The organism is Rothia aeria (assembly GCF_016726365.1).
Taxonomy (GTDB): Bacteria; Actinomycetota; Actinomycetes; order Actinomycetales; family Micrococcaceae; genus Rothia; species Rothia aeria.
Genome location: NZ_CP068102.1, coordinates 2,198,342 through 2,220,381 on the forward strand (window position 1 = coordinate 2,198,342; position 22,040 = coordinate 2,220,381).

A 22,040-nucleotide genomic window follows, 5' to 3' on the forward strand; every position below is an offset into this window, starting at 1 on the left:
ACAGGAGAGCGAGCCCGCAAGGTGAGTGCCATGAGGGTGTGTGAGCGACCGTGTACACCAATGGTGTACATGGTTTCTCCTCGTTTACCAGGCAAAACGGTGTGAAAGTACAGCAAAATCAGAGTCTCGCATACGCGTGCGCACGTGAGGGTTGTGTGTCGGATTTCCGTACCTTCTAAAAAATGGTGTACATGGTGTACTTTGAGGGGGTTTCCCTTGATATATTAAGCAAAACGAAGTACACCATCGCGATTTTTTGGTGTACATCATCTGTACTTGGTGTACTTTTGCTGTACGTCGAGGCATGAAATCATGTCCTACATCACACAAATCGGCCCGCTATGGGGCTTCTGCCCCCTCATCTCATCTCCCACCTTCACGTGCTCGCCGGTAGGTATGTTGTCCCGCTCCTCCTGCATGTCGGCCCATCCCTGTGCGCGCGTAGCGCGCCGGTTGGCCTGTGTTCCTCTGGGATGGCCCAAGGGCTATCCGAGCGGGTGAGTGCAACGCTGGGTGTGCTTCCTGTGCGCGAATAGAACAGATCGCTGCCCTAGGAGCAACAATGGCTACAAATCAACTCAAAGACTGGTTCTCATACCTCAACGGCGTCTCATCCGACCTGCCAACCGAGCCGCTGAAATGCATCGAAGCTCGCGACGGTGTTCTCGCATGGGCTATCTCGGACATCACCGAAGAACCCACCCGCAATGAGATCGCAGGCATCCTTGCGGGCCTCGACGCGAGCCGCGTGAACGCTGATCGTGTTGATCGCGTCCGCCGAGCACTCGCCGAGCACTACCTGGCCACCGACAGCGGCCGCGCCATCGCTGCGTCTGCCTACCTTGAGTGGCTCACAGGCCGATATGAGCTGGCCGCTCTCGCCTTGAGAACAGCGTTCTCCGATGGCCACGATAACAACCTCCTTCAGCTCGTCTCGCGGGCTCTCGCGATGGGCGTTTCTTCCCCGCTCTACCCGGAGATGCCACCGCTGAGCGTCCTGCATCTACAGGAGGCGTTCGCGTGAGCACTGCACTAGCACAACACAGCTGAACACCACTGCTCCGCTCGTGTGGGTCGGCTGCCTCGCCTGCTATAACAACGGTCATCTCGTGGGTGAGTGGACAGCCGCAGCAGACGCTGCTGACCTCACCCCTGAGGAACTGCATCGCCACCCCACCTCTCACGAAGAACTATGGTGTTTCGACCTCATGGGCTTCCCGTCGGGTACCGGCGAGATGTCGCCGTCTGCTGCTGCCCCGTGGGGCGAGCTCTACGAGGAGGTGGGGGAGGCGCAGTGGGGTGCCCTGCTGGCATGGGTGGAGACTGGCTGCTACGTGGCTGATGTGGACGGCCTGCCCTGTGCGTCCGACTTTGAGGATCGCTACTGCGGTTGTTAGGACTCGGAGAGTGACTACGCTGCTCACCTCGCCGAGGAGATGCGCATCTGGGATGAGGTTCCCGAGCACCTACACAGCTACTTCGACCTCGATGCCTGGTGGCGCGATGAGCGCTACGACTACACCATCGCCAACGCCCCTGACGGCGGCGTCTTCATCTTCCGTGCCCACTGAACGCATATCTGAACCCCCCTGGAGGTCACACCGACCTCTAGGGGGTTCGTTTTTCAGGCAAAACCCGCCTTTTGTTGCCGTGTCTGACTGTTCTCAATGCAATATATCTGATACAATCTGAGGTAGAAACGGCCTGCCAGAGAGAGGATGAACATGGCGAACGAGAGGGCGACGGACCAGATCGTCCGTGACATGCTACGCGAAATTGGTTTTAAGCGTCCCTGGGAGCAGGATGGTGGTCCGCAATGGAAGCGAGACGCTCTCAAGGGAGGGTCCAAGTCTGCGTCGGCCAACGCTGAGGGTAAGCCGGAGTTCGTCTTCGTCTCCGACGGCTTCGTCGTCGTGATCGAAGATAAGAGAGAGGTACAACGCACTCGTTACTTCGTCGATGGGGAGCCGACGACCGAGTTCCCTTACCGTGCGGATTACGCCCTCAATGGCGCGATTCACTACGCGAAGACGATGCTCGCCAACGGAATTCCTTTCAATAAAGGCATCTTTGCTGTCGGTTTCGGTGGAGGCGAGGTTCACCACGAAATTGCCGTCTCATACCTCGCTCCTGGCTTCGTCAAGCACCTTGACGACCTCGACAACCTCGATGTCTTCTCAGAAAGCGAAATCAGCGAGTACTACGCAGTCCAAGTTCTCGGGCAACGCCCTCGAGCCGAAGTTCGACTTGACGATGTTCGAGCCGCAGCAGAGCGCCTGCATGAAGGAATGCGCAACTATGGATCGGTCGAAAATGACCGAAAAGCACCGCTTGTCTCGGCGATTCTCTTGGCGCTCCAGAACCCCTATTTCGACCTCGACCGCCTCCAGAGCATTTCGCCCGGTAACAACTACCAGGTGTGGGATGGGCGCATCATCTACGACGCTGCCGAGCAGTACATGAAGTCTGAGGCATTCATGCCGCAGGCAAAGATCGGCACGCTACTCGATCAATTCGCCTTCATCAAGCAGGCACCGCAGCTCAACCGCTCCCACCGAGACCTCGGCGAGTCTCCCCTCAAGTGGATGACCCGCATCCTTGCGAACGATGTGTACCACGTCGTCACTGACCCTTCGATGACTGCCTTCGACGTGCTCGGTAACTTCTACCACGAGTTCATCTCCTATGGCGGAGGCGACGGCTCAGGCCTCGGCATTGTGCTCACTCCTGAGCATGTCACGACGCTCATGGCTGAGCTTATCGACGTCAACGCCACCGACTACGTTCTCGACCCTACGGCGGGTACTGCATCGTTCCTTATCGCAGCCATGCAACGGATGTTCGACGACGCCGGAGACAATGCCGCGCTTCGCGAAGACATCCGAAAGAATCGTCTCTACGGCATCGAGCTCCAGGACAAGCTCTTCGCAATCGGCACAACGAACATGATCCTGCGAGGCGATGGCAAGGCGAACTTCCGTCGCGACTCGATCTTCGAGGCTCCAATGGCAGAAATGCGCGGGGACATGAAGCTGTCCGACGGCACAATCGCCCTCGGACACGGCTTCACCAAGGTGCTCCTCAACCCGCCATACTCGCAGGCCAAAGGCAAGAACACCCGCAACCTCTCCGAGCTCGCCTTCATCGAGCGTGCGCTGGAGTTCCTCAACCCTGGCGGCAAGCTCGCCGTGATCGTGCCCCAGTCCGCGGTGGTCGGCAAGACCAAGGAAGACAAGGCCCGCAAGCGCTTTATCCTTGAGCACCACACGCTCGACACGGTAATCACCATGAACCCGATGACCTTCGCGAACTCGGGGCACACGCCCCACACGGTCATCGCGATCTTCACGGCTGGCCGCAAACACCGTGATGACCACGTCGTTCGCTTCGTGAACTTTGAGAAGGACGGCTGGATCGTCGCCCCGCACCGTGGCCTCGTGGACGACGGCACGGTCGCCTCGCGCCGCAAGCACCTCCTGGAGGTTCTGCGCGGTGACGCACAGGACGACACGAGCTTCATCGTCCGATCCGAAGTAACCGCCGAGGACGAGTGGCAGCACAGCTACTTCTACTTCAACGACGTGCCACCGACCTACGAGGACTTCATGAAAACGGTCGCTGACTACGTGTCCTGGCAGGTGGATATGCACGCCCACGGGCTCGGCGACCTCATCACGCCATCTATGAGCGTCACCAGCGACGAGGAGGCCGGCGAATGAGCGTCCTCGAAACCCTCGACTTTCAGCCGATGCTCATCGTCGACATGTTTCGTCCCCACAAGGGGAAGCGACTTGTGGCAGCGCATCGTCAACCTGGCAAGACTCCGTTCGTTGGAGGCTCTGAGTCCTACAACAGCATCACAGGGTTTTCCGATGTTGACCCGCTCTTTCCTGGCGGATGGATCACTCTTGTCTACAACGGATCAGTGGGACAAACTCGCCTGCAACCAGCACCCTTCTTCGCTTCTGATGACGTGATTGCCCTTGAGCCAATCGCTAAGAATGTCTCCGAAGCCGCACTTCTTGTCTGTTGCGCGATCATTCAACGAGAATGTGTAAACAAGTACTCCTATGGGTCGAAGCTGAACTTGCAACGTTTGAATCGTCAAACCGTTATGGTTCCGACGACTGTGGGGAGCGACGGCACTATCGAAGCCAACTGGGACGGCATGGACCGTCTCGGCGCAGAGCTGCTGGACCAGGTTGTCACACACACACACAGCGCTCGCGAGACTCGCCTCGCTGACGACGACACGCTCCCGGAACTGAGGTTCGAGCCGATGTTCATTACAGATGTATTCGACTCGATGAAGGCGTCAAGGGCGTGGTACGACAAGGTTCACCTCGCCGGCGGTCAAGGCCGGAACCTCTACCTCAGTCAGACTCTCGGCGGGAACTCCGTCTCTGCGGTCGTAGCCGACCAAGATTCAAGACCCGAGCCAGGGAACTGCATCACGGTGACCCTCAAGACACAGTCGACCTTCTACCAGCCAGCACCCTTCTACACGGCCCAGAACTTCCTCATCTTCCGCCACAGGAATCTCGATGCCAACAGTGGTCTATTCCTCGTTACCACGATGCGAGACGCCATGAACAAGTTCTCCTGGGGTTACGGGGTGTCGATGGTTCGTCTTCAGAAGACCCGAATCATGGTTCCCGTCGTCACTGACATCTCAGGTGAAGATGTTGTCGACTGGAAGGGGATGGCGTCCTATGGACGCGCCCTGCGTGTGCGTGCTGAGCGTGCCATTGCACCCGTCGTTGGGAGCGCGTCATGAGCCGCGAACCGAACCCTGCTCGCGGAGTCGGCCAGGATGTGCGCGATGCCCGGCGTGCTCTCGGCTGGAGCCAGGCAGAGCTTGCCAACCGAGCCCATGTTTCTCGACCGACCATCGCCCGTGTCGAGACTGGCGTGAACATCTCCACCGGGACGTTGGAAAAGGTCGCCAAGGCGCTCGGAAAGCGTCTGCACATCTCAGACCAACCCTGACGCCCTCAGGAGCCCCTACAACGCACGAGAACCCCCGAGGCGAGGTGACCTCACCGGTCGTCTCGGGGGTTCTCGTTCTCTCCTACGCCTTCTGAGCATCATCACGCTGTGTTGGTTGCGTGCTCGTCACCTTGCGATCATTCGTGCTCTTAGCTTCACGTTCACGTTTCTTCGCCGCTGCGAGCTTCGGATCAATCGGTCCGTGATGAACCTCGATGGTCTTTCCATTCGCCAATCGAAACAACATTGCTCTCACCCCCTCTCAAATGAGTCGTTGCTGCTATCGCGGTCATGAGTCGTACTCTTGGTGGTCGTGCTGGCCTCGTTGAGCCGCTGCTCGATCACGCGCTGACTACGCTGCTGTCGGTCGAGAGTGCGCTCTCGCCGCTGCTCCCTGCCAGCCGTCACCGCCTTCGCGAAGTCTGCGAACTTGTCGGGCTCGGCGAAGTTCACGTGCGCGCTCTGAACCGAGTCGATGACCCGCCTAATGGCAGCGTCCTCGACTCTCTTCGAGACGCTCTCGGCGACCACACGAACGCCCTCGGCATAGAGCGCCCGAGCCTGCTCGCCTGAGAGCGGCTTGGAGGTCTTGACTGCTGCGAGATGCTGCTCGGCCTCAGTCGCCAAGGCGCTGGCGCGGTCGAGCTCGTTGGCGACCTCATTCGTGCCCTCCTCACGGCCTTCTTGCTTGCCCTGTTCGCGCGCAGACGCGGCGACGTTCTCAGCACGTGAATGTGCGGCCACCATGAGGTCCTCGGCATCGAGCTCGGCGCGGGTGATGATCTCCTCACCTTCCAGCTCCGCGTCGATCACCAACCCTCGCGACTTCTCGCGTGCGGCAGCAAGGAGACGCTCAGCCTCGGCGCGTGCCTCAGGTTCAAGCGCCGCGACCCTGGCGAGGGTCTCCTCGGCGGTGTCCAGGGCCTGCATGGAGGCCACATACTCAGCCTTGGCGAGGTTCTCCAGCGAGCGCTCGGAGGACTCGCGCTCCATTACTTACAATGCGATATGCCTGACTGGTGGGCGCGGTGCTATGTTTGACTTCACGCACAACTTCGAGCTGCACAACATCATCGCCAGCGTATATGAGCGGGGCGCGATCGTCGCATCCGTGGGGCACGGGTACTGCGGCATCCTCAATGTACGCCTGAGTGATGGAAGCTATCTGGTGAACGGCAAAATACTGACCGGCCCCTCCTGGAGGGAAGAGAAACTCGCTTTAGTGTCTCAGAAGGTACCCTACAATGCTGAAGAGCTAGCCAAAGAACGCGGGGCAGACTATATTCGCTGGAGGAGGCCTTACAGGGGCTCAGCGGCAGCGACTAATGGACTAGTTACAGGGCATAACAACTCCTCATCAGGTAATCTTGTTGCTTCTTCTGTGTGTGATGAACTCGATCGGCTCGACTCTCTGAAGGCTAAAGGCTCGGAGCCTCTGTAACTAGTTTTAACGTGCTCGATCCCGGTGCGGTTATCGCGAACCGTACCGGGATCGAGCTTTGCTTCTTTCGTTGTTGCCCGGCGCGGGAGCACCCGGGCACACAGGGGAGAGGATTAGTCCTCAACACCAACCATGACGTTGGATGCCTTGATAATGGCGGTAGCGGGCTTGCCAACCTGCAGCCCAAGCTCCTCAATAGCGGCGTTGGTAATCGAGGAAGAAACAATCAGACCAGGAGCGATCTCAATCTTCACAATGCCGTTGGTTGCGCCTTCGGTAATCTCAACAATGGTGCCAGCGAGCTGGTTACGGGCAGAAAGCTTCATGCTCGGTTCCTTTCCTAATAAAAAACGTCTCCTACATACTACACACCGTATCTTTTGTATGCGCATGAGGGTACCCAATTATTAGGAATGCGAACATGCTGCAGCTCTTGGGGCCACCGTAGTTGCAGTGTGCTGAGGGGCATCTGAAGCAGCCATCTCAATCTTTTATTACTTTTCTGTATAAACTTTCAGTTAAATTTTGTGTATTTTTGTGAAACTACTGGTCAGAACCTTATAAATCCTGAAAAGTATCCTCGTCATGTGAGATGGTTAAAAAACCAACCGATAATTATTCAGCAGAAAGGATGCGACCCATGACTACCACGAAGGTTTCCGCATGCGTGTCCCTAGCTGTTGCTGGAATGGTGGCCTTGAGCGCTTGCGGCTCGAACAACTCCGGTGGCACGTCGAACGCGCCCTCATCGTCCGCCTCTTCTTCCGCATCAACACATTCTTCGGCTACCGCCTCCGGTGGCTCTGGCACCGTGAATGACGGCGGTACCAGCGGCGGCGGTACCTCCGGTGGCTCCGGTGCAGGCGCCAATGGTGGCGGCACTGTGAATTCCACCGCTGGCGGTGGTGCTGCAACGGAACAGGCCCCAGCCGCTGGCTCACAGGGGGATAATGCCGCCGCTAACCCCAACAACCCCAACAACCCTAACAACCCCAACGCTGGTGCAGCAGCGAACGGCAACGGCGGCGGTGCCCAGGCAGACCAGGGCGCTGGCGCTAACGCCGCCGATAACGGTGCCGCCGCACAGCAGCAAAGCGGCGCGCAGCAGAACGGTGCCAACAACGCACAGGCTGGCGCTAATGGTCAGGCTGACAGCGGCGCACGCCACTATAATCTGACCCCCGGGCAGTACATCATCCACCGTGAAGGCTCCTGGGACTACGTGAATACCACCGGCTTAACGTACCATGTTGACGGTGACGGCAGCTGGAAGAGCACCGGGGAAGGCGGCACCAGTGTGGTCGCGGCGGATGGTTCTTGGACTAAGAACTATACTGACGGACACACGGTAGCCCGGGTAGAGGCTGACGGAACCTACCGGGTCACCTACGACGGCAAGCTTTCCCCTGAGATACCTATTAACGCCGTCCCAGTGTCCCCCGGGAGCCTCCCCGACCCGAAGGCAGTGCCGGCAGTAACCCCGGTTAAGCCGACCAAGCCGGGCATGTAACCGCTTGAGAAACACTATTTCCGCAAGGTGATTCTTTGAAACGGGCGCGCACCCTCCACCGTGAAGGTGCGCGCCCCTCTTTGCCCGCTCACGGTAGCCTCTAGAAGCGGTCAGGCGGCGTGGAGCACGCCCGGCTGAGCGCACTGACTCCCCGGCCGTTATAGGTGTTGGCTTGCAGACCAGCAGCATCGCAGCCCACCAGGGCAGGGAGCGTAACAGTTCGCGTTTGCCCTGAGATCTTGAACCCGCCACCGTACTACAGGTAGCGTGGATACAGGTACAACACCCACCTCAGGAGGCTTTATGCGCGAACGTCACCATATGCCGAACGATATTGCGGCGGCCCTTAAAAGCTCTGGTCTATGCGCCGACTATAAGGCCCGCCCGGCGTACCAGCGCAATAACTATATTGGTTGGATTGACCGCGCCAAAACTTCGGGTACGCGCATTGAACGCCTCGAACAGATGCTCACCGAACTGGCGCAAGGCGGTATCTACATGGGTAAGGAGCATAAGGCCTCACGCAAATAGTCCGCATCCTGAAAACGCAGCTTAAGGCGTATTGCGCGCCCTCTAGGGGTAGGTGATACGCCTTTACCTGCGTTATTCGGGCCAGCTGAGCACACTGGAAGTCTTGAACATGCGATTTAACAATATGAATTTTTCTGATGGTCACTATGTGCAGATACCCACTAGTTGGGATGCACAGGAATTTACCTACCGTTTTTTATCTGCAACCCCTCCGTGGGTTCGTACGATAATGCAGGTGCGTAACCGTGTTGTACAGAAAATAGGGTTTACAGTACAGCCCTCATCGAAATCCAAGCAATTGGAGGTCGTGGTTGGTTCATCAGCGGGCCCCTTTACTTTTACTGAGGTCACTGATGAGCATGTCATTGGTGGCCATAAGGATAAACATATAGAGTTCTCCTCAAAATTCGTGGTTACCGCTGCTGAGGAGGGCAGCACGTCTGCGCGTGGCGGGATTGAAACACACGCCCAGCCTCAATCGGCTGTGGGGAAGGTGTACTTGACATGTATCTGGCCTTTTCACAAGGCTCTAGTACCTTACATGCTGCGCCAAGTCGATATAAAACCATGAGTGCAAAAGATTATGACCCTCGTATAGTTGATTTCTATGATGAAGACAACCCCGATGGGGCGGACCATGATTATTACCGTTCTCTAGCTCATCGGTTTAATGCCCAAAGAATCCTTGACCTAGGATGCGGTACCGGCATACTTACCGTAACTTTAGCTCAATCGGGGCGTGCTGTTATCGGTGTAGACCCGTCAGCATCAATGTTAGAGTACGCACGCAGTCGCCCTGGCGCTTCCAAAATCCGGTGGATTCTGGGGGATAGCCGAAATGTTCCCGACCATGGCTTCGATTTGGTAGTGATGAGTGGTAATGTGGCGCAACACATCCCTAGCCCACAGTGGGAAAAGACCTTGAATGACCTACATCGTATAATGCACTCAGGTGGAATGCTCGCGTTCGAGAGCCGTAATCCAGCATGTCGAGCCTGGGAAAATTGGACTACGTCTACTACGACTCGCTCCACACGGCACGGACTGATATCTGAATGGTCAGAAGCGGTTGCACCTGATAATAATGGGCAGGTTCTGTACCGCACTAACTATCACTTCATGGACTTTGGAGAGACTGTGGTCCAAGAAAGTATCCTAACTTTTCGAGATAAAAAGACATTAGGCTACCAGCTGCAGAATGCAGGATTTGAAATACACGCCGTATGGGGTGACTGGTGCCGCACCCCTTTTGATGGCACTCAACCGATTATGGTTTTTGAGGCTGTGGTGCCAACGAGGTAGATATGCAAAATAAAGCAGCATCATTATCCGCATCACTTATATGCTAATATTGATGCGGAGGTTATTATGCGTACAACCGTTACCCTTGACGAAGAAATCGTTGCTAAAGCCGTCAAACTCACCGGTATCGAAGAGCGCTCAGTGTTAGTGCGCGAAGCTATGGAAACTCTGGTACGTATCGAAAACGGGCGTTTGCTTGCCGCTTTAGGTGGCTCCGATCCCCAGGCCCAAGCGGCTCCGCGGCATCGAAATGTGCAGTCATGATCCTCGTTGACACTAATGTGTGGATAGATCATCTGCATCATGCAGAACCCGAACTGTCGGAGCTTCTAATACGTGATGAAATCTGCTGTCATGATTTAGTGCTCACAGAATTAGCCCTTGGTTCCCTTAAAAAACGAGATGAGTTTCTATCTGCTCTGAGCGAGCTGAAACGGCTTCCTGCAGTCGATGATCACGAAGTGCGGTGGTTTATCGAAAAACGTAAGCTGTGGGGACGCGGTTTATCTGCTGTTGATGTGTACCTTTTAGCCTCGGTTGTGGTAGTTCCAGGAACTACTCTGTGGACTCGTGACAAACGTTTGCGCGATGTGGCACAAGACCTGGGGTGTCGGTTCGAGAACGGCTAAAACGCAGCTTAAGGTGTATTACGCGCCCTCTAGGGGTAGGCGATACGCCTTTACCTGCGTTATTCGGTCTTGTAATACAACAGCAGGCGGGCCCACGCAGTATATGCTCAGGCCTGCCCGCTGGTTAAGGTGGGATTACTTCCTGCCGGTCACGCCTAAATAGACCGAGATGGCGAGCATTGCAGCGGCCCAACGGATCCAGTCAATACCCGCAGTATGGGCGACACCGAAGAACCCGGCCACCCACGTGCCTACAAAAGCCCCAACGGCCCCCAAAATAATGGTCCAGATAATAGAAATATTCTGCCTGCCGGGCATAAACACCCGCGCTAATGCACCAATAATAGCGCCGGTAATAATCGATCCGATAATGGTACCCACGGTACCTCCTCACGGGGCCAGGCGGCGCGAGCCGGAAGATGTGCCGCAAACCCGGTGTTAATAAATATTGCTATCGAGTATACGGGCACTGAGGGTATGGCATCTTGCCCTAGTGGGGCACTGTGTGGGAGGCGAAGATTTTCGCGCGCAGCGTGGGAGGCAGAGACTAAAACACGCCATGCTCACGCTTATGCTTTAGTCTTGAGGCCACCGCCCCGTATCGGCGTGGGTGGTAACCATACGTGCGAATAGTTCCGGGTTTTCGGCACTCCACGCGTGAGGCATTCCCGGCGCAACCCAGGTGCGCAGCTGCGGCAGGCACTTGCGCAGCGGGTCGAAGGATCGGCGTACTGAGGGTGTATCGTGCTCGGCGGCAACCGCAAGCACCGGCCCGGTGAATGAGAACGGCTCGGCAGGCAGCGCCCGAACCCCAAGTTCCCGGAACAGCAAAGTGTTCGTGAGCGGTTGCGGGCTGCTGGCGGTTTGCACAAAAAGTTCCCGATCTTCCGCCGGAATGTTAAACGGGCGGGACTGCGCAATCCAGTACCAACGCCGGTGCCAGAGCGGAACCTGGGCACCAATAACCATCCGCTCCCATCGGGTGTACCCCAAGAGCGGCGATCCGCTGATCGTGCATGTGTACGCTAGGGTGGGGTGGCGGCGAATCAGCTCAATCGCCACGAATCCGCCGAGTGAGAGGCCCACAATGTGCGCTCGCCCGCCGATACTGTGGGAACGAATGAGTGCAGCCATCCTGTCAGCGGCCTCGGCAATACCGGGCCATACTTCGTGTGTATTCCTGCCGTACCCGGGCAGGTCGGGGGTGAGCAGGTGGCGATCGGGCATGGCCTCAACCTGAAGGTCCCACGTCCAGCCCGCCATGTTCCCGCCATGCAGGAATATAATCGTCTCACCCTGCCGGGGGCCGTGCTCCACAGGGTAATCTTTGCTGTTTCGCGTCTTGGCAGTCATGGTCATTTCTCCTTACTAGGTGGGCTGAACCTGGTGATACTTTCGCGGGTTTGCTGAATCCAGGCAAGCTCCGCCTCTGTCTCAACAATTCCTTTGCGAAGGGTGGCGGCGCGCAGGGCGGATGCTAGGTCTTCCGCCGGGGCGTCAATAGTTTTGAGGGACTGCAGCTTACGTTCAATCTGTTTTTCACGCTCAGCCAGTAGCTGTACCACTTCGGTGTGGGTAAGGTTTGCGGCGAAAAATAGCCGCGCCATAAAAGGCTCTTTATACCGCTCTTGCTCAAGGGGTGAGGTGAGCCAGTCTTCCAGCTCAGCCCGCCCGATTGCGGTGAGTGAGTGAACCTTGCGGTTGGGTTTTCCCTCTTGGTGTATTACTTTCGTTGTGATCGCCTTGTTGGCGGTGAGCTTATCGAGCGTGCGGTAGATTTGCGACTGGTCGGCATACCAGAAATGCGCCACAGTGTTGTTAAACGCACGGTTGAGGTCGTAGCCGCTCATCGGCTGGATTGACAGTAGTCCAAGAATCGCATGTTTAAGCTCCATAGCCATATGGTCTCATACCCATATAGGACTATACAAGTATAAATTTTGGGGCGCGTTCTGCGCGAACAGAAACAGGCTGGGTGAGGGATAGGGGAGGGAAGCCGCGCGGCAACTTGTATGTTCTAAGCAGGTAATTTACCTGAACAAATCCCACACACTGAAAGTCGTGCGGCGGTAGATAAACACGCCAGTTAGGCAAAACCTGTATGACTATCCCAATAGTTTGCGGATGCTCTTCATGGGCAGGATCAGCTGAAAAGGGTCCAGCGGTGACTCAAGTACATCTGCGTGGTACTCATAGAACTTTTTTGCTTCTTCATCACGGCAGTGGATCAGTAATGCAGCCACTCCAAGGGTCTCGCTGGCGGACACTGTACGCTCCAAAGCATCTCTCAACAGCAGGGTGCCGATGCCTTGACCTCGTGTCCTTTTATCAACTGCTAGTCGTGCCAACAAAATACACGGGATTTCGTGCGGGCGGCGTTGGGCAAAATTCTTGCTGACCGCAGCTTTTTGGACGCTGCCAGCGGCAAGAGCATAGTAACCAACAACCCGGTCGCCAATAGTTGCCACATACGTGACTGAGTTGTGAGCCCGCTGGTTCTCCCAGGCGAACTTGTGAAGCCAGGAATCTAAATCGTGAGCGCCACTCTCAAAATCAGACAGGTTATCGCTTTTTAGAAGACGCCTGGGTTTCTGCAGCGACATTAGTCCTCTTTAAAAACAATTTCTTTACCAACGGGAGACTCTCGGGCAAAGAGCCTTTCAAGTTTTTCAGTTCGTGTGGGAGCTTCGAGCGCCTGAACAAATAAGTCGTATTGTTCCTCAGTAGCTACAAACCACCGGCGATCAGCAAGCACATGCTCTGCACGCTCGGTGGCACTACTAAGAATGAAATCAGATACAGACGAATCCGTAACCTCGGCAGCCTGCCTAATCAGAGCCTCTTGGCGTTCACTAGCCCGTAGGTTAATACGCTGACTTTTAACTGTTGTACTCATAGTGTTCCCCTCCCTGCATAGTTGTACTTACATTGTACATACAGTACACAGGGGGTAGGTTTTGCTACCTGAACAAATCCCACACGCTGAAAGTCGTGCGGCGGTAGATGGCCCCTTTCACGGAGCGCTTTGGGTTCTTCACAAACCCCATACCGCGCTTGCCATAACCAGGAATCACGGCTTTCTTCACGGCGCGTTTTGCCCGGCCGGTGGTGCGGGCCTTAATCATTCGTTTCACACTGGGTTTACGCATACCAATTCTCATGGGTATAGCCTACGTCTGTTGTCGTAAAAATAGCCACTTGATCTTTCGCCGCCCGCCCCGGATGCGCTGACCTGCCGCGCGTCGTATGATGTGAGAACAATACCGTTCAATGCTGATTGGGATATAAGATGCCTGACCCCCGTGAAACCGCCCCTAACGAACGCATCATTTTCACCGCAGAAGCCGATGCAGACCATATTGAGAAAAACCTGCGCCTCACCGAAGAACAGCTGAAACAGCCCAAAAACGCCGCCCTATATTTATCCTCAGTCACCGCCGTATATGATGCCCAAGCCGAGCCAAACCGCAACTGGGAATGCGTGTACCGTTACAGTGCGGGTGAGACTCTTGACGCTATTGCCACAGATATCGGTGTGACCAGGGAGCGCGTGCGGCAGATTATTAACGCCGCACACACGCATATTTCCGTTCCGCAGCTTAAAGTTGCGCGCCGCACCGTGAAAGAGCAGGAGCAGGAAGACCTGCGGCACATGGTGTACGAGTGGTCGGTGCATAACCCGGATAGGGCCGGGCAAGAGTGCGAAGAAGAATTTGGGGTCACCCGTCAACAGGTTAAACGTATCCTCAAAGGCCGTGCAGCGCTGCACTACCCAGTAGAGCCACGGGCGCAGGGAGATGAACAGAAAGAATGGCAGGATCAGCAGCTTATCGATTTGCTGCGGCAGTGGTGGGATGAGTGCACAGACCACCGGTCCATGTCGTTTAACGACTGGTCGGTGGCTCGCGGCGGCCCCACCCGTCAAACACCCATTATCCGTTTCGGCAAATGGTCACATGCCTTAGCTGCGGCGGGGTTGGGCGATGAGCGGAGCAGGCCCCGCAGGCGCCGCGGCAAGTACGGTGAAGCTGACCTGTGGGCGGCGCTGGTTCAGTTCGTGTCCACTCCCCGGCAGAAATACACCTACCTTGAATTTGAGGAGTATGCGCGCAGTGTCCCCGGTATGCCTTCAGCGGTGCTGGTGCGTAAATACCTCAATAAAAACTGGAATACGCAGGTAGAAATCGCCAAAACAATCATGCGCGGCAACTATGAGAGCTTACCGCCTGAGGTTATTGCTGCCGGGGTTGAGAACATCCGGCGGGAACGTAACTGGGAGCAGGAATACGCCCGCAGCAAAGACAATGAGCAGGAGTCCGTGCAGGTGGCCGTTGATGCCCTTAAACAGTACATAGCGCATCATGGCAGCCGGGTTGTGAACGCCCGCTACGATGAGTGGGCGCATGGGCAGGGGCTGCCTTTGGGGGTTACGCTCACCAAGAAGAGCGGCCTCAAGTGGGCGGAGCTTGTGCAGCGCGCGGGCGGTACGTGCGGTACCCGTGCCCCGCGTAATCTGAGCCCGGACGAGGTGCAGGCCCGTAATGAGCGTGCGCTCGCAGGTATCCGGGAGTATCTGGAACATGAGGCGGGTACCCCAACATATGACCGCTACATTGCGTGGGCGCAGCAGGCGGGGGAGGAGTACCCGAAAGGAACCGCGCTTCACAGCTGGTTTGGCGGGTGGCGCAACGCCCTCCAGCAGGCCCGAAGGTCATCAGCTGGTACACAGACGGAGACACCCGCCAGCTAGAGCCGCATCGGGCAAGAACCCGTGCTGTGGTGTCTTGTGCTGTAACTGACGTGTACGTGTTTAACACTTGGGCGCAGGTGGGCACCATAAAGGCCCCGCCAGAACCCTAGTTTCATGGGGTTTGGCGGGGCCTGCGCGCGGTGGCTGGGTGGGTCTTACATTACGACCAGCAGTTTGCCGCGCGTGTGTTTGGTATCCACGTAGTCTTGCGCTTCGGCCAGCTCCTCCAGCGTGTACCGTTTCTCAATGACGGGGCGAAGGTTGCCGCGTTCAACGGCGGCGGTAATCCACTTCATTGCCTCAGCGGTTGCCTTGGTTGCCAGCAGGAACCCCACACGGCGGTTCGTGAAAAGGGACGTCAGCACTGCGGGAAGCCCGTCGGGGGAGAGCGTCATCATGCGCCCGTGCGGTTTGAGGTAGTTGCGGTAGTATCCGGTGACCACGCCGCCGCAGTCAATAATCGCATCGAACGGGGTCACGTTCGCGGCATCGGGCAGGTCTTCGTGGTCGTACACCTCAACAGCCCCCAGGTCGCGGCATAGGGCCATATTGTCTGAGGCGGATACGGTGCTTACCTCAACCCCCAAAATCTGCCCGATCTGCAGGGCCGCGTGCCCCACACCGCCGGTAGCGCCCACCACCAGCAGGCGCTGCCCGCGCTGAAGCTTCAGGTTTTTCCGCAGTACTTGCAGGGCCGCCAGGCTCACCAGCGGCAGGGCTGCGGCATCAATAACGTTGGGGATACGCGGTGCGTGGCAGATGCGTCCGGCCTTAAGCCTCACGTATTCGGCGGCGGTGCCGGTGGGGGCAGGCGCAATTGACCCTGAGAACCCCCACACGGTGTCCCCAATTTTGAAATCCATGACGCCGTGGCCCATGCCCACCACTTCACCGAGCACATCCACACCGGTGCCTTTGGGGAATCGCTTGCCGGTAAAAAGGCGCATCTGCCCGGAACGTACGAGCGCGTCGACGCGGTTCACGCTGAACGCCTGAACACGCACCAGCACTTCGCCCGGGCCGGGGGTGGGCACGGGAACCTGGTTGATGGTGAGCACGTTAGACGCACCGTATTCGGTGTATTGTACAGCGCGCATGGTGGTTGGCAGGGTCATGGTTGCTCCATTTATTCTCTATTTTGGTGATGGCTCCATTCTAAAGGATGTGCGCCCCGCCAGAGTTGAATGACGCGGGACCCGCTCACAACAGAATTTACCGGTGTGCTGTGCCCGAAAAACCGGGGTCTGCATGCCCGCCCGGTGTATTTGGTGTGGCCCGCGCGGCACCGCCGTAATTCCCCTGTTGTCTGTGATAAGGCCTATCGGCCGGTAGCCACCGCCCCTACCTGCCGTCTTAGTACCAAAAAAGTCACCTTCACGCGGTGAGGTCCGCCGAAAAGGTGACTTTCGGGTATGGGATGGGGAGAAACCCTATACTTTTTCGCCTTTCATGAGTGCCGTAAACGCCGCACTATCGAAGAAGATGGAGATGCCCGTCAGCTTGCCGTTGTGTATGGTCAAAAACTCGGGAACCTCGAATATTGCGGTGGCTCCTGCCGGGGTTTTTACGAAGTAGTCGGAGATGACCGCCGCCTGATCGCCGTCTATCACCAGGTGCTTCACGTCCACGTCAATGGTCATCGCCAGAAAATTACCGGCCCCATTGAGGTAGTCTTCCTTACCGAGGTCTTGGAGGGCGCTGTTGAAACCGTAGGTCATGTCTTCGGCCAGGAAATCTTGCCAACCGCCCCGGTGGATGGCGGCGAAGTAGTCGCGGATGGTCTTCTCGGTGCTCATATGTGCCTCCTCGCGAGTAGGGTACTTCCGGTGCGGGTGCGCACCTCGCCCGATTAACTGTAACATAGCTGTAACAGATATTGAAGGGATGTGTGCATGATAGACACAGTTAAGCCGTTGCGGTCGGATGCGCAGCGCACAGCTGCCGCAATTTTGCAGGCGGCCGAACGGGTGCTGCGGCACGACCCCACCGCCTCATTGGAGCAAATCGCTGCCGCTGCCGGGGTAACCCGCACCACGGTGCACCGCCGGTTCGCCAGCCGGCAGGTACTTATTGCCGCGCTGCAGGCGAGCGCGATTGAACACTTTTATGATGCTTTTGAGGCCGCCAGCCCGGAGACCGCGCCGCCGCCGGTGGCCCTGCACCGGCTCACGGTGAACGTGATGCGCACCAAATCTAACTGGGGGTACGCACTGGGGATTCTCAGTGAGGACGACCCCGCCGTCATCACCAAGCGGCGTACTGTGCTGGCTCGCCTTGAAGTGCTGTTTCAACGCGCACAGCACGATGGCCTGATCGCGCCCGACGTAAACCTTGACTGGGCACAACGCATGTACCGCGCCATGGTTGATGAGGCCGTTAAAGACCTTGAACCCGCAGCCAGCCCGCAGGGGGTAGCGGACACTAGAGCAAACGAAGCTGAGCTTGACCGCCTGGCCACCCTGATTCTGCACACCCTGCTGAGCGGCATCGGCTAAGACTGAGGTGAGGGTGCAGAAGAAGCAGAGAATGGGTCGTGGCTGGGGTCTTGGTTCCACAGGTATTCGCACCGGTGGGCTTGCACCTGTGCCTCGTCAATGCCTGCAATATCAGCGATAAACCCCAACGTCATATCCATACCTGCTGAGACACCCGAGGAAGTATAGAACTTCCCCGAATGCGTCCACCGCGCCGTGCCCTGCCACAGCACGGGCGGGTTTGTGCCTCTCACCCAGTCAAAAGCGCGTTTATTCGTGGTGGCCTCTAGCCCATTTAGCAGGCCGGTGGCGGCCAGAAGCGCTGAACCGGTGCACACACTCAAACAGTATTCGCTCTGCTGAACCCACCGGGTGAGTGCCTCCACAAAATCAGTATCATGCACCAGGGTTCGGGTGCCCGCACCACCGGGAATGAGCAGAACACTGCCTGGTTTCAGCTCACCCAGCGGCTCTGTTGCCACCGAGAAACCCTGGGTGCTGCGCACCGCCCCGCCCAAATGCGAGACATAGTGCAGCCGCGCACCGGGTACACCGTGCAGGAACTCGACCGGTCCCATAAGATCAAGTGTTTCGTACCCGTCAAACAGCAGACAGTAAATATGCACGGCGGGTTTTTCACCCCCACTCATGATGCTGGATCTGCTTCAGGCAGCTGCAGCCAGCACACTCCCGGCAGCTTATTCGCCAGCTGCGGCAAATACTTTTCAATGAACAGTACGGACCATTTCCCCGGCCCACGGGGGAGTTCAAATGTAACGTTATGTACAGACACCTGCTGTCCCAGCCAAGCCGACAGTAGCGGCTGCAGCTCGTTACGGTACACGCCCCAGGGCATGGGTGGGGTGCGGTACGTGTCTGTTTTCATCCACCCCTTCTCGCTCAGGGTACGTTTTGAGAGGAAACGCCCAATGTAGTCGAACATGACGGTTGCGCCGGGGAACCTGCGGGCCATAGAGCGCATGAGGGCAGCGACTTCTACCGTGGTGAAGTACATGAAAAGCCCTTGCGCCGCGATGAAGACCGGGCGCCCGTCGGGGACAGCATCGAACCAGGTGGTATCTAGCGCGTTTCTCGCCACGTGCAGGTGCCGCTCATCGGGGGCTATGAACCGTTCCCTAATGTCAATGCCTGCGGGTAAATCCACGCTCACCCACAGGGTACCGGGAGAGTCGATGCGGTACCGTTGGGTTTCCAAGCCCTCACCCAGGTTCACGATCACCGCATCCGGGTGCTCCTTCATGAAGCGGCTAATCTGCCTATCGAATAGCATGGAACGCACCCCGTGCGAGCCGTCCGCTTTGCCGAAATGAGCCTGGTAATCGTAGTCAATGGCCCGGTAGATTTCTAGGCATTTGGGGTCGGTAATGCACCCGTCGGCTCGGGCGGCTTCGCGGGCACGGTTGTGCAGGGTCCACAGCATCGTTTCGGGGATATCGGTCAGTTCGGGGTGCATGGCAGTGTCACTTTCTGAAGGAGCATATATTGCCGCAGCTGGTGGGAGCCTCATGTTTTATAGTAGCCGCCCGAGAAGGGGATGTGTATAGACGTATTTCACCCGTGGGGGCGCGCTAATCACTGCTGTGCGGTACTGGGGCAGCATTAGAGACAACCTTAAACCTTCCTCAAAGGTTCATTAAAAACTGTATTTGAACTTAAAAGTTGGTGCTAGGTTTAAAAGGCATCCGAAAGTCACCGAAGATTGGAGCAATGATGCGTTACTTTCGTACCCGAGGTGCCCTTGCCGGAGCCAGCGCCCTTGCCCTAGTGGGTGCCACAGCCGTGCCACTGTCGCAGGCATTTGCTGAACCTCAACAGGCTGGCAGCACCCCATCCAGTCAGCAATCCACCCCTTCCACATCAGAGCAGAAACCGAGCATCCAGAAAACCGAGGGCACACTCGACCCCCTCGCAGAGAAAAATACGATTAAGGTGCAAGGCACCGGGCTGGATAAGACCCTCACCGACGGGTATTACGCCGAAATGTGGGAAATCGATGCACAGGGCCAACCGGTAGGCGAGAACATTGCTGAAGCATCCGATCAGCTGACCTTGGGGCAGCGGGGACAATTTGATACCACGCTCACCGTACGCGGCTCCCGCGTAGACCCGCAGAAACACTACGCCGTGTTCATTGTCGACCATACGGGCCGTGGGGGACATATGGGGGTGCACGCCACGGCCCCCGTGAATATAAAACCCACCGACCCGACCAAGCTACGTCCACGCTTCGAGACCTCACCCGAAACCCTCTACACACACCGGCAGGATAACGAGGTCACCATCCGCGGCAAATACTACTATCCGCCTAACTCGGATGCGAGCGTCGCCATTTCCCTTCGGGAAAAGCATGAGGACGGCGGCCCAGGGGATGAGGTAGCCACCGGTACCGTTGTCGCCAGCGAACTGAAGGACGGCACATTCACCTACAAGCTGCACGTGCCCGGGGAGAAAATTAAGGACAAAACCTACTACACGCTCGCGGTGGCAATGGATGGCGGCACCAAGGAACAGGGAGCCATTAAAGAACTCTATGGTCACGGCGGTTCCTTTGCCGTGATTACCGACGGAACGGTAAGCCGCAGCAGCCAGCATAATCAGGTGAAGGTGGCCGGTGGCGGGTTTAAAAACGTACAGCAGGGCACCGCCATGCATCTGCGGCTGCGCGAGTACAACATTGATGCGCAGAAGCCTGCCGGGGATGCGCTGGCTGAAAAGCAGGTTACCGTCAACCCGCCCAATGGCAGCTTCGAGACTGACTTTGCGGTTCCTGCGGATAAGCTTCAGGCCGGGAAAAAGTATGTGATTGAGGCGAGTATTGACGGCCAGGAGCAGTCCGAAGTCACGGAGTATATTACGGTGAACCCCTAGCGCCTCTTTACACGCGTATTGGACCCAGTCGGGCAGGTTTTTGAGGACGCAGTTTTCGGGTGGCCGTGGCGGCGGCACGGTTTAATCAACACCCGGAAACTGCGTCCTATGGTGTGCGGAGGTGACGCAGTCGCCCCTAATGGCGATGCAGCTACCCGGCCGCCTTAAACATTATGGAAATAATTGTAAAAAACCTAGACCTTTACCTAAGAGTACGGCTATCTTAGAAATGTAATCACTAACCGACGAATGGAGTAGACCATGCGTTCTTTCCCCACCCGTTCCGTGCTCGCAGGAGCCTGCACTCTCGCATTGATTGGCGGCACGGCGGCTACTCTTTCGCCCGTGAACGCTGCACCTCCGGCAACCTCAAATACTGTCCAGGGCGGTTCAAGCTCTCTTCCGGGCAACAATAACAATAATGACAACGCCAATAACAACCCTGATAATGTTCAGCAGACAAAAATTACCTCTGTTGAGGGCGGCCCGCTGAACCCCATCACCGGGGAGAATACCCTAACAATCACCGGTGAAGGGATTGATCCGAACCAATCCTTCGAGAGCCTGCAGGCAGAAGTCTATGAGCTTGATGCTGACGGCGACCGCACGGGCAAGAACTTAGCTCAAGATGATGCGAAGCTTACCGTGACTGAAGATGGGCATTTCAGCGGCACCGCGAAAGTGAAAGGCAACTTCGACCCCCAGAAGCGTTACGCCGTGTTTGCTGTTATTTACTCTGGTCATGGCTATCACACTGTGGAGGCCCGGCAGGACCTTCCCGTGCAGCAGGTTGATGAGAAGAACGTTCACCCTTCGGTAACAGTGACCCCAGACTTCGCGTGGAATAACACTTTTTACCGCCACCTGAACACCAACACCCTTACGGTGCGCGGAACCCGCCAGGAAGGTGCCACCCGCCTCATTATCCGGGTTGAAGCCCTGGATGAGAACGGTAAGGTCACTGAGACGTTGGTGACGAAGGACGCCTCAGCAGACCTGAATGGCGGTAACTTCACCACTAAGGTGCAGGTGCCCGGCTCGAAGATCGAAAGCGGTAAGCGTTACCAGGTGGTTGTTGAAACTGGCGCCAATGACTGGTCACGCGCTGAAGTTGAGGACTTTCGCGGAGATACGGAATCTGAGGCTGTTGGCATTGTGGACGGTGCACCCCTTAGCCGCAGCGCCGCCGAGAACCACCTGAAGGTTGCTGGCGGCGGGTTTGACCCTGCAGTAGCGGCTCAGAACGGGTCCAAGGTTCGGCTGATTTTCGCCGAATACGACATTGAGAATGACATCATCAGGGATGATGAGATCGTGAATACGACGGTTACCCCGAAGCCGAACGGTGACTTTGAGAGTGAACTGACTATTCCCGGTAATAAGCTGCAGGCGGGTAAGAAGTATGTGGTGCGCGCATACCTTGAAGACGCGGACGGCCGAGTCTCAAGCGACATTACCCTCAAGACCCTGGTGCCCACCAAAGAATAATGTGGCACCAGCCAAGGGTAAAACGCCCTTATATTAA

28 protein-coding genes and 1 pseudogene are annotated in these 22,040 nt (G+C 57.0%); 16 read left to right on the forward strand and 13 right to left on the reverse strand.

Translation table 11 applies throughout. The annotated features are described in order from the left end of the window. Positions 1–562: 562 nt before the first annotated feature. The 5 genes and pseudogenes from I6I94_RS09615 (at position 563) to I6I94_RS09640 (ending at position 4,989) form a co-directional block, all read left to right on the forward strand. A complete protein-coding gene (locus I6I94_RS09615) occupies positions 563–1,024 on the forward strand; it encodes a hypothetical protein (protein ID WP_128088015.1) in 462 nt (153 codons plus the stop codon). Positions 1,025–1,109: 85 nt separating this feature from the next. Next, positions 1,110–1,571: pseudogene (locus tag I6I94_RS11480) on the forward strand (antirestriction protein ArdA). 153 nt (positions 1,572–1,724) lie between these two features. Further along, entirely contained in the window at positions 1,725–3,719 is a 1,995-nt protein-coding gene (locus I6I94_RS09630) for an HsdM family class I SAM-dependent methyltransferase (RefSeq protein WP_128088014.1), read from the forward strand. Beyond that, complete coding sequence (locus I6I94_RS09635) at positions 3,716–4,777, forward strand: restriction endonuclease subunit S (protein ID WP_128088013.1); 1,062 nt, start codon at positions 3,716–3,718, stop codon at positions 4,775–4,777. Before I6I94_RS09630 ends, I6I94_RS09635 begins: the two co-directional genes overlap by 4 nt. Next, positions 4,774–4,989 (forward strand): helix-turn-helix domain-containing protein, encoded by a 216-nt coding sequence (locus I6I94_RS09640; RefSeq protein ID WP_128088012.1) that lies wholly within the window; start codon positions 4,774–4,776, stop codon positions 4,987–4,989. The genes I6I94_RS09635 and I6I94_RS09640 overlap by 4 nt, the downstream gene beginning before the upstream one ends. Before the next feature lie 82 nt (positions 4,990–5,071). Here the strand turns inward: I6I94_RS09640 and I6I94_RS09645 are convergent, their stop codons facing one another. Together I6I94_RS09645 and I6I94_RS09650 are read right to left on the reverse strand one after the other, a co-directional pair. Further along, positions 5,072–5,224 (reverse strand): hypothetical protein, encoded by a 153-nt coding sequence (locus I6I94_RS09645; protein WP_172425695.1) that lies wholly within the window; start codon positions 5,222–5,224, stop codon positions 5,072–5,074. Between the two features lie 17 nt (positions 5,225–5,241). Next, positions 5,242–5,982 (reverse strand): hypothetical protein, encoded by a 741-nt coding sequence (locus I6I94_RS09650; protein ID WP_172425694.1) that lies wholly within the window; start codon positions 5,980–5,982, stop codon positions 5,242–5,244. 40 nt (positions 5,983–6,022) lie between these two features. On the opposite strand from I6I94_RS09650, the gene I6I94_RS09655 reads away from it, so the two are divergent. Then, entirely contained in the window at positions 6,023–6,430 is a 408-nt protein-coding gene (locus tag I6I94_RS09655; RefSeq protein WP_197702306.1) for a type 1 glutamine amidotransferase family protein, read from the forward strand. Between the two features lie 113 nt (positions 6,431–6,543). Here I6I94_RS09655 and I6I94_RS09660 read toward each other — a convergent pair whose 3' ends face one another. Further along, positions 6,544–6,756, reverse strand: a complete 213-nt coding sequence (locus tag I6I94_RS09660; RefSeq protein ID WP_037234731.1) for a TOBE domain-containing protein — start codon at positions 6,754–6,756, stop codon at positions 6,544–6,546. 314 nt (positions 6,757–7,070) lie between these two features. Here I6I94_RS09660 and I6I94_RS09665 point away from each other — a divergent pair, with 314 nt between their 5' ends. The 6 genes from I6I94_RS09665 to I6I94_RS09690 all read left to right on the forward strand — a co-directional run bounded on the left by I6I94_RS09665 (position 7,071) and on the right by I6I94_RS09690 (position 10,402). Continuing rightward, positions 7,071–7,940 carry a protein RtoA (Ratio-A) gene (locus I6I94_RS09665; RefSeq protein WP_236588856.1) on the forward strand — a complete coding sequence of 290 codons (870 nt, stop codon included), beginning with the start codon at positions 7,071–7,073 and terminating at the stop codon, positions 7,938–7,940. 303 nt (positions 7,941–8,243) lie between these two features. Further along, on the forward strand, positions 8,244–8,471 hold the full coding sequence (locus I6I94_RS09670; RefSeq protein ID WP_128088010.1) for a YdeI/OmpD-associated family protein: 228 nt from the start codon (positions 8,244–8,246) through the stop codon (positions 8,469–8,471). Between the two features lie 109 nt (positions 8,472–8,580). Then, on the forward strand, positions 8,581–9,042 hold the full coding sequence (locus I6I94_RS09675) for a DUF2867 domain-containing protein (protein ID WP_051121994.1): 462 nt from the start codon (positions 8,581–8,583) through the stop codon (positions 9,040–9,042). Next, positions 9,039–9,773, forward strand: a complete 735-nt coding sequence (locus I6I94_RS09680) for a class I SAM-dependent methyltransferase (protein WP_006887454.1) — start codon at positions 9,039–9,041, stop codon at positions 9,771–9,773. Before I6I94_RS09675 ends, I6I94_RS09680 begins: the two co-directional genes overlap by 4 nt. Positions 9,774–9,839: 66 nt before the next feature. Continuing rightward, positions 9,840–10,037, forward strand: a complete 198-nt coding sequence (locus tag I6I94_RS09685; protein ID WP_006887478.1) for a type II toxin-antitoxin system VapB family antitoxin — start codon at positions 9,840–9,842, stop codon at positions 10,035–10,037. Continuing rightward, complete coding sequence (locus I6I94_RS09690) at positions 10,034–10,402, forward strand: type II toxin-antitoxin system VapC family toxin (protein ID WP_006887462.1); 369 nt, start codon at positions 10,034–10,036, stop codon at positions 10,400–10,402. Before I6I94_RS09685 ends, I6I94_RS09690 begins: the two co-directional genes overlap by 4 nt. Before the next feature lie 135 nt (positions 10,403–10,537). Here the strand turns inward: I6I94_RS09690 and I6I94_RS09695 are convergent, their stop codons facing one another. The 6 genes from I6I94_RS09695 to I6I94_RS09720 form a co-directional block, all read right to left on the reverse strand. Continuing rightward, complete coding sequence (locus I6I94_RS09695) at positions 10,538–10,783, reverse strand: GlsB/YeaQ/YmgE family stress response membrane protein (RefSeq protein WP_006887449.1); 246 nt, start codon at positions 10,781–10,783, stop codon at positions 10,538–10,540. A gap of 195 nt (positions 10,784–10,978) precedes the next feature. Further along, positions 10,979–11,755, reverse strand: a complete 777-nt coding sequence (locus I6I94_RS09700; protein ID WP_006887464.1) for an alpha/beta fold hydrolase — start codon at positions 11,753–11,755, stop codon at positions 10,979–10,981. Between the two features lie 2 nt (positions 11,756–11,757). Then, a complete protein-coding gene (locus I6I94_RS09705; protein WP_039954902.1) occupies positions 11,758–12,297 on the reverse strand; it encodes a PadR family transcriptional regulator in 540 nt (179 codons plus the stop codon). A gap of 210 nt (positions 12,298–12,507) precedes the next feature. Further along, a complete protein-coding gene (locus I6I94_RS09710; RefSeq protein WP_006887455.1) occupies positions 12,508–13,005 on the reverse strand; it encodes a GNAT family N-acetyltransferase in 498 nt (165 codons plus the stop codon). Further along, positions 13,005–13,298, reverse strand: a complete 294-nt coding sequence (locus I6I94_RS09715; RefSeq protein ID WP_006887487.1) for a type II toxin-antitoxin system TacA family antitoxin — start codon at positions 13,296–13,298, stop codon at positions 13,005–13,007. The genes I6I94_RS09710 and I6I94_RS09715 overlap by 1 nt, the downstream gene beginning before the upstream one ends. A gap of 64 nt (positions 13,299–13,362) precedes the next feature. Next, a complete protein-coding gene (locus tag I6I94_RS09720; RefSeq protein ID WP_006887479.1) occupies positions 13,363–13,551 on the reverse strand; it encodes a hypothetical protein in 189 nt (62 codons plus the stop codon). A 140-nt stretch (positions 13,552–13,691) separates the two neighbouring features. Between I6I94_RS09720 and I6I94_RS09725 the strand changes: the two genes are divergently transcribed. After that, entirely contained in the window at positions 13,692–15,152 is a 1,461-nt protein-coding gene (locus I6I94_RS09725) for a homing endonuclease associated repeat-containing protein (protein WP_006887450.1), read from the forward strand. Positions 15,153–15,307: 155 nt separating this feature from the next. Here the strand turns inward: I6I94_RS09725 and I6I94_RS09730 are convergent, their stop codons facing one another. Together I6I94_RS09730 and I6I94_RS09735 are read right to left on the reverse strand one after the other, a co-directional pair. Continuing rightward, entirely contained in the window at positions 15,308–16,267 is a 960-nt protein-coding gene (locus I6I94_RS09730) for an NAD(P)-dependent alcohol dehydrogenase (protein ID WP_006887442.1), read from the reverse strand. Between the two features lie 315 nt (positions 16,268–16,582). Continuing rightward, positions 16,583–16,948: a nuclear transport factor 2 family protein gene (locus I6I94_RS09735; protein WP_006887446.1), complete on the reverse strand. Its 366-nt coding sequence runs from the start codon at positions 16,946–16,948 to the stop codon at positions 16,583–16,585. A 96-nt stretch (positions 16,949–17,044) separates the two neighbouring features. On the opposite strand from I6I94_RS09735, the gene I6I94_RS09740 reads away from it, so the two are divergent. After that, positions 17,045–17,647 carry a TetR/AcrR family transcriptional regulator gene (locus I6I94_RS09740; protein WP_128088009.1) on the forward strand — a complete coding sequence of 201 codons (603 nt, stop codon included), beginning with the start codon at positions 17,045–17,047 and terminating at the stop codon, positions 17,645–17,647. Here the strand turns inward: I6I94_RS09740 and I6I94_RS09745 are convergent. Together I6I94_RS09745 and I6I94_RS09750 are read right to left on the reverse strand one after the other, a co-directional pair. Beyond that, complete coding sequence (locus tag I6I94_RS09745; protein ID WP_128088008.1) at positions 17,644–18,276, reverse strand: DJ-1/PfpI family protein; 633 nt, start codon at positions 18,274–18,276, stop codon at positions 17,644–17,646. The two genes, I6I94_RS09740 and I6I94_RS09745, sit on opposite strands and share 4 nt — an antisense overlap. Next, positions 18,273–19,100 carry a class I SAM-dependent methyltransferase gene (locus I6I94_RS09750; protein ID WP_128088007.1) on the reverse strand — a complete coding sequence of 276 codons (828 nt, stop codon included), beginning with the start codon at positions 19,098–19,100 and terminating at the stop codon, positions 18,273–18,275. The genes I6I94_RS09745 and I6I94_RS09750 overlap by 4 nt, the downstream gene beginning before the upstream one ends. Before the next feature lie 254 nt (positions 19,101–19,354). Here I6I94_RS09750 and I6I94_RS09755 point away from each other — a divergent pair, with 254 nt between their 5' ends. After that, positions 19,355–20,515, forward strand: a complete 1,161-nt coding sequence (locus I6I94_RS09755) for a hypothetical protein (RefSeq protein ID WP_128088006.1) — start codon at positions 19,355–19,357, stop codon at positions 20,513–20,515. A 261-nt stretch (positions 20,516–20,776) separates the two neighbouring features. After that, positions 20,777–22,003, forward strand: a complete 1,227-nt coding sequence (locus I6I94_RS09760; RefSeq protein ID WP_006887448.1) for a hypothetical protein — start codon at positions 20,777–20,779, stop codon at positions 22,001–22,003. Positions 22,004–22,040: the final 37 nt, after the last annotated feature.